This is a genomic window from Serpentinimonas barnesii (assembly GCF_000696225.1).
Taxonomy (GTDB): Bacteria; Pseudomonadota; Gammaproteobacteria; order Burkholderiales; family Burkholderiaceae_C; genus Serpentinimonas; species Serpentinimonas barnesii.
This window is the reverse complement of sequence record NZ_BAWN01000003.1, coordinates 81,664-87,939: the sequence shown is the minus strand read 5'-3', so window position 1 is coordinate 87,939 and position 6,276 is coordinate 81,664. Positions and strand designations below refer to the sequence as shown.

Annotated in this window: 6 protein-coding genes; 3 read left to right on the top strand and 3 right to left on the bottom strand. The window is 67.8% G+C overall.

Going from position 1 to position 6,276, the window contains the following annotated elements; translation table 11 throughout:
• The 3 genes from SRAH_RS12915 to SRAH_RS00825 all read right to left on the bottom strand — a co-directional run.
• The coding region (locus SRAH_RS12915; protein ID WP_045475670.1) for a valine--tRNA ligase at positions 1-2,709 on the bottom strand (2,709 nt) is incomplete at its 3' end.
• A 194-nt stretch (positions 2,710-2,903) separates the two neighbouring features.
• Positions 2,904-3,353 (bottom strand): TA system VapC family ribonuclease toxin, encoded by a 450-nt coding sequence (locus SRAH_RS00830; RefSeq protein WP_029461465.1) that lies wholly within the window; start codon positions 3,351-3,353, stop codon positions 2,904-2,906.
• Positions 3,350-3,610, bottom strand: a complete 261-nt coding sequence (locus SRAH_RS00825; protein ID WP_029461464.1) for a hypothetical protein — start codon at positions 3,608-3,610, stop codon at positions 3,350-3,352. Before SRAH_RS00825 ends, SRAH_RS00830 begins: the two co-directional genes overlap by 4 nt.
• Before the next feature lie 125 nt (positions 3,611-3,735).
• Here SRAH_RS00825 and yaaA point away from each other — a divergent pair, with 125 nt between their 5' ends.
• The 3 genes from yaaA to queF are packed head-to-tail and all read left to right on the top strand — an operon-like array spanning position 3,736 to position 6,211.
• Entirely contained in the window at positions 3,736-4,506 is a 771-nt protein-coding gene (gene yaaA, locus SRAH_RS00820) for a peroxide stress protein YaaA (protein ID WP_029461463.1), read from the top strand.
• Positions 4,507-4,533: 27 nt separating this feature from the next.
• Positions 4,534-5,238, top strand: a complete 705-nt coding sequence (locus SRAH_RS00815; RefSeq protein ID WP_045475667.1) for a 2OG-Fe(II) oxygenase — start codon at positions 4,534-4,536, stop codon at positions 5,236-5,238.
• 16 nt (positions 5,239-5,254) lie between these two features.
• Positions 5,255-6,211: an NADPH-dependent 7-cyano-7-deazaguanine reductase QueF gene (gene queF, locus SRAH_RS00810; RefSeq protein WP_082209992.1), complete on the top strand. Its 957-nt coding sequence runs from the start codon at positions 5,255-5,257 to the stop codon at positions 6,209-6,211.
• The last annotated feature ends 65 nt before the right edge of the window (positions 6,212-6,276 follow it).

The window sequence follows — 6,276 nt, the reverse complement described above, 5'->3', positions numbered from 1 at the left end:
GGGGTGCGCCAGCCGCAGCAGCGTCTCTAGGCTGCGGATGAGGGTGCGGCGGGTGGCGCGCTGCTGCGCCGGGTTACCCGTTTGCAACTGCACCTTGGCGATCTCTAGGTACCAGTCGCAAAACTCGTTCCAGATCAGTTCGTAGACGGTTTGCGCCACCTGGTCGAGCCGGTAGTCGGCAAAGCCTTGCGCCACCTCGGCTTCGCAGCGTTGCAGGAGCGAGACGATCCAGCGGTCGGCGGCGCTGAAGGCCAAGTAGGATTCGGTTCCGCTGCCGCTTGCTTGGTTGCCTTGGTTGCCTAGGTTGCTTTGGCTGCTTGGGCTGCTGCTGGTGCAACTGCCTGCGGGGTGTTCGGCCAGGCCGCAATCTTGCCCCTCGCAGTGCATCAGCACGAAGCGGGTGGCGTTCCAGAGCTTGTTGCAGAAGTTGCGGTAGCCTTCGCAGCGTTTGCTGTCGAAGTTGATGCTGCGGCCTAGGCTGGCCAGGGCCGCGAAGGTGAAGCGCAGCGCGTCGGCCCCGTAGGCCGGAATGCCCTCGGGAAATTCCTTTTCGGTCTGCTTGCGCACCTTGGGTGCGGTCTCGGGCTTGCGCAGGCCGCTGCTGCGTTTGTCGAGCAGGGCGGGCAGCGCGATGCCGTCAATCAGGTCCACCGGGTCAAGCACGTTGCCTTCGGACTTGCTCATTTTCTGGCCCTGCGCGTCGCGCACCAAGCCGTGGATGTAGACGTGTTTGAACGGCACCCGGCCGGTGAAGTGCGTGCTCATCATGATCATCCGGGCCACCCAGAAGAAAATGATGTCGTAGCCGGTGACCAGCACGCTGCTGGGCAGGTAAAGGTCGTAGTCGCTGGTGGAGGCGGCGAGCGGGGCGGCGGCAGCGGCGGCGGGCCGGGCGGACTCGCCCTGGCTCATGCGTCCTGCGGCCGCAATATCGCTGCGAGCGAGCCCGCCCGGCCCGCCGACGCCCGTGGCGCTGTTGGCGGCCGCCTGCGGCCAGCCCAAGGTAGAAAACGGCACCAGCGCGCTGGAGTACCAGGTGTCGAGCACGTCGGGGTCGCGCTGGAGGCCGCCGGCCAGCAGCGGCTCGCGCTGGCTGGGGCTCAACTGCGCGGCGCGGCGCTCGAACTGGGCCTGCGCGGCGGCGGCGTCGCGCGCCACATAGACTTGGCCTTCGATGTCGTACCAGGCCGGAATCTGGTGCCCCCACCACAGTTGGCGGCTGATGCACCAGTCCTGCAAATTGCCCATCCACTGGTGGTAGGTGTTGACCCAGTTTTCCGGCACGAAGCGCACCGCGCCGCTGTTGACCGCGTCGATGGCTTTTTGCGCCATGCTGCGCGGGTCGGCTTCGGGGTTGGCCCCTTCGGGGGCATCGGCCCCGCCGCCGGGCCGCCCCAAGGCGGGGCCAGCCCCCTCGGGGGGCAGCGAACCCGGCGCCGCCGGGTGCAGCGTGGGGGCTTCGGCCCCGCCGCCGGGCCGCCCCAAGGCGGGGCCAGCCCCCTCGGGGGGCAGCGAGCCCGGCGCAGCCGGGTGCAGCGTGGGGGCCTTGTTCACCGCCACAAACCACTGGTCGGTGAGCATGGGCTCCACCACCTGGCCGGTGCGGGTGCAGCGCGGCACCATCAGGCGGTGTTTGAGCGTTTGCACCAGCAGGCCGGCGGCTTGCAAATCGGCCACCACGCGCTGGCGCGCCTCGAAGCGGTCCAGCCCACGGTAGCGCGCCGGGGCGTGGTCGTTGAGGGTGGCGTCTAGCGCCAGCACGCCGATGATCGGCAACTGGTGCCGCTGCCCGACTGCATAGTCGTTGGCGTCGTGCGCGGGCGTGACCTTGACCACGCCGGTGCCAAAGGCGCGGTCCACATAGGCGTCGGCAATCACCGGGATTTCGCGCTCGCACAGCGGCAGCCGCACGTACTGGCCCACCAGGTGCGCATAGCGTTCGTCCTCGGGGTGCACCATCACGGCCACGTCGCCCAGCAGCGTTTCGGGGCGCGTGGTGGCCACCACCAACTGGCCTGCGCCGCTGGCCAGCGGGTAGGCGATGTGCCACATCGAGCCGTCTTCTTCCTCGCTCTCGACTTCTAGGTCCGAGACCGCGCTGCGCAGCACCGGGTCCCAGTTGACCAGCCGCTTGCCACGGTAGATCAGGCCCTGCTCGTACAGGCGCACAAAGGTTTCGGTGACCACGGGCGAGAGCCGCTCGTCCATGGTGAAGTATTCGCGGCTCCAGTCCACGCTGTCGCCTAGGCGGCGCATCTGCTGCGTGATGGTCTGGCCCGATTGCTCCTTCCACTGCCACACCTTGGCCAGGAAAGCGGCGCGCGCGGCCTCCGGTGTGGCCCCGAGCGCGTGCCGGCTGCTGCCCTGCGCCTGCAACTGGCGCTCGACCACGATCTGGGTGGCGATGCCGGCGTGATCGGTGCCCGGCACCCAGAGCGTGTTGTGGCCCAGCATGCGGTGGTAGCGCGTCAGGCTGTCCATGATGGTCTGGTTGAAGGCGTGCCCCATGTGCAGCGTGCCGGTGACGTTGGGCGGCGGCAACTGGATCGCAAAAGAGGGCGCCCCGGCCTCTGGCGCGCCGCTGCCGCGCACCCCCGCCCGCCCAAGGCCGCGCCGCTCCCACTCTGGGCCCCAGTGCGCCTCGAGGGCGGCGGGTTCAAACGATTTAGGCAGGCTTTGCAAGCCCGGCTGGGCGACGGTATCGGACATGGAAACCCCGGTGGCAAGGAGAAGTGGGCGCGCTCGGCACGCCGCAGGATGCGGTGGTGGCGCTGGTGGAGGGTGCAGCGCTGGACGCGAATATTCGACCCTGATTTTAATGGGCCATCCCGCACAGCCACGCACAGCCATCTGGCCCATGGCAAGCCGGTAGCCGGCGCGCTGGCTTGATAATCCTTCGCCTCCTACAGGCTTGGCGCCACGGCTTTCAACACCGTGACCCTGCTGGGTTTGAGCAAGCGGCGAAAGCCTTTGTCAAAGGTCACCAAATGCAGATGGTGCTGTTGCGCCGCTGCAGCAATCCAGGCATCGGGTATTGCGTTGCCTGTTAGCCCCAGTTGCGCGCACAAGCGTTCGACCTCGGACCATTCCTGGCCCAAGGCGGGCTGGTAAACACCGGGCGCATCCAAGAGGGCGTGCATAAATTCCAGCGCAGCAGCAATCGGTGTCGGCTCCCTAAAAACCTTGGGGTGCGTCACCAAGCGCACAAAACCCGCTGCCACCATCGGCAAAATGGCCAACGGCTGTTGCGCCGCACTGGCGGTCAGGGCCGCCTCCAGCCAAATCCGTGCGGCCTCGTGGTGCGGATGGTCTATGCGCGAGGCCGCCACCAGCACATTCACATCGGGCGTCATCGGGCTGGCTCAGTTCCGTCGGCGGCGTCGAGCAGGGCGCGCTGGCTCAAGGTGTCTTGGATGGTGGGCTGCAGACCCCCGCGCCCCGCGTAGAGCGGCAACTGCGGCGCGCGCGCAAGAGCCGGTGCGGCCTGCGCGGCCCGCAAACGCAGCGACAGGCCTTCTTCGATCAGCCGCGTCAGGCTGGTGTGTTCCCGAGCCGCAAAGGACTTGGCCTGCAGCAGCAAGCCGTCTTCGATGTTCAGCGTGGTTCGCATGGGCTGCCTCAAGGGTTTAATGCAGATTTCTGCACATCCTAGCAGGATTTGGCGCGCAACAGGGCGCAAGATCAGAGGGCCAACCAAACGATCCCGGATAATGCGGCCACGAGAGGACTCACCCCATGTTGTTTCTGTTGTCGCCCGCCAAAGCGCTCGATTTTGAGACCCCCGCCCACAGCGCCAGCCACAGCCAGCCCTTGTTTGTGGCGCAGGCGGCCGAGCTGGTGGCGCAACTGCGCGCGCTGGCCCCGCAGCAACTGGCCGATCTGATGGGCCTGAGCGACAAGCTGGCGGCGCTCAATGCCGCCCGTTTTCAGGCCTGGCAGCCGGTTTTCACGCCCGCCAACGCCAAGCAGGCGCTGCTGGCTTTTGATGGCGATGTGTATGCGGGGCTGCAGGCGCGCAGCCTTGGCGAGGCCGATTTGCAGTGGGCGCAGCAGCACCTGTGCATTTTGAGCGGCCTCTACGGCGTGCTGCGCCCGCTCGACCTGATGCAGCCGTATCGGCTCGAAATGGGCACCCGGCTGGCCACGGCCAAGGGCAAAAACCTGGTGCAGTTCTGGGGCTGCCAGATCAGCGAATACCTCAACCAGCGCGCCGCCGCCGACCCGGTGCCGTTGGTGGTCAACTTGGCCAGCGAAGAGTATTTCAAGGCGGTGGATTTGTCCGCGCTGCAGCCGCGCGTGGTGCATTGCGTGTTTGAGCAATACCACCAGGGCCGCTACCGGGTGATGGGCTTTGCCGCCAAGCGCGCCCGCGGCCTGATGATGCGCCACGCCATCCAGAGCCGCGCCATCAGCCTAGAGCAACTCAAGGGCTTTGATGCCGAGGGCTACCGCTACGTGGCGGCCGAGTCAAGCCCTGATCGGTTGCTGTTTCGCCTGCCGGCCTGATCGCGCTGCCACCCGCCCCGCTCCGCCATGCTCCGCGCCCACATGCCCAGCGCCCACATGCCCGCCCCCACGCCCCCACCCCTGCCGCAGCCGGACTGGAGCACGGCGGCGCGCTGCTTTGACTGTGGTGACCGCTCGGTCGAGCTGCTGCTGCGCCTGCAGCAACCGCCGCTGGCCTTGTTCGACGGCTTGCTCAGCGCGCCCGAGTGCGCCGAGTTGATCGAGGCGGCGCGGCCGCGGCTGGCGCGCTCGCTCACAGTGCAAACGCACAGCGGCGGCAGTGAAATCAACCCCGAGCGCACCAGCAGCGGCATGTTTTTTGGGCGCGGCGAAACCGAGCTGGTGCGGCGGCTGGAAGCGCGCATCGCCCGCCTGCTGCGCTGGCCTGTGGAAAACGGCGAAGGCTTGCAGGTGCTGCACTACCCGCCGGGCGGCGAGTACAAGCCGCATTACGACTACTTCGACCCAGCCCAAGCCGGCACCGCCGCCCTGACGCGGCGCGGCGGCCAGCGCGTGGCCACGCTGATCATCTACCTCAACCAGCCGCAGCGCGGCGGCGCCACCACCTTCCCCGACCTCGGGCTCGAGGTGTTGGCGCGCGGCGGCCAGGCGCTGTTTTTTGCCTACGACCGAGCGCACCCCAGCACCCGCACCCTGCACGGCGGTGCGCCGGTGTGGGAGGGCGAAAAGTGGATCGCCACCAAGTGGCTGCGCGAGCGCGAATTTGTTTGACTGGTCCAATACCCCCATGCCCACCTCTCCTGCTCCACCCGATCGGCCCGATTTGCACAATTCCGGCCATTCGCCAAGCTGTCCGGGGGCGGCTGCAGCCAATCCAACCGCTGCGGCCGCATCCGAAGCGGGCGCATCAGCCCCCCTGCTGCTGGGCCAGCCCACCGCCTACCCCGAGCGCTACGACCCGGCGCTGCTGTTCCCCGTGGCGCGTGCGCCCAAGCGGGCCGAGCTCGGCATAGGGGCCACGCTGCCCTTTTTGGGGGCCGATCTTTGGACCGCCTACGAGCTGAGCTGGCTCAATGCGCGCGGCAAGCCGCAGGTGGCGATTGCCCACTTCACCGTGCCCTGCGAAACGCCGCACCTGATTGAGAGCAAATCCTTCAAGCTCTACCTCAACAGCTACAACCAGAGCGTGTTTGACAGCCCGGAGGCGGTGCAGCAGCGCCTGCGTCTGGACCTGAACGAAGCCCTGTGGCGCGGCAGCGAGCGCAGCGGCGGCGTGGGTGTGCGCCTGCTGCAACCCAGTCAGTTTGCCCAAGAGCGCCTGGGCGCGCTGGAGGGCCTAAGCCTGGATCGGCTCGATCTGGAGTGCAGCGACTACCAGCCCGCGCCCCAGCACCTGCAGGCCGACGCCAGCCAGGCCGTGGTGCAAGAGGTGCTGTGCAGCGAGCTGCTCAAAAGCAACTGCCCCGTCACCGGCCAGCCGGACTGGGCCAGCGTGCAAATCCGCTACGTGGGCGCGCCGATCGACCAGGCCGGCCTGCTGCGCTACCTGGTGAGCTTTAGGCAGCACACCGGCTTTCACGAGCAGTGCGTGGAGCGCATCTACCAAGACATCTGGCAGCGCTGCAGCCCGGCCAAGCTCAGCGTTTATGCGCGCTACACGCGCCGGGGCGGGCTCGACATCAACCCCTGGCGCAGCAGCCACCCGCAGCAGCCGCCCGAGCCGGTGCGCACGGCGCGCCAGTGAGGCGACCAAGGCCGGGGCTGGAGTACCGGATAATAGCCCGCAGCAATTCACTTTCCCCCACTCAG

Coding starts and splice junctions, on each gene's coding strand:
- SRAH_RS00830 (WP_029461465.1), bottom strand. CDS start 3,353: ATGACGCCCGATGTGAATGTGCTGGTGGCGGCCTCGCGCATAGACCAT.
- SRAH_RS00825 (WP_029461464.1), bottom strand. CDS start 3,610: ATGCGAACCACGCTGAACATCGAAGACGGCTTGCTGCTGCAGGCCAAG.
- yaaA (WP_029461463.1), top strand. CDS start 3,736: ATGTTGTTTCTGTTGTCGCCCGCCAAAGCGCTCGATTTTGAGACCCCC.
- SRAH_RS00815 (WP_045475667.1), top strand. CDS start 4,534: ATGCTCCGCGCCCACATGCCCAGCGCCCACATGCCCGCCCCCACGCCC.
- queF (WP_082209992.1), top strand. CDS start 5,255: ATGCCCACCTCTCCTGCTCCACCCGATCGGCCCGATTTGCACAATTCC.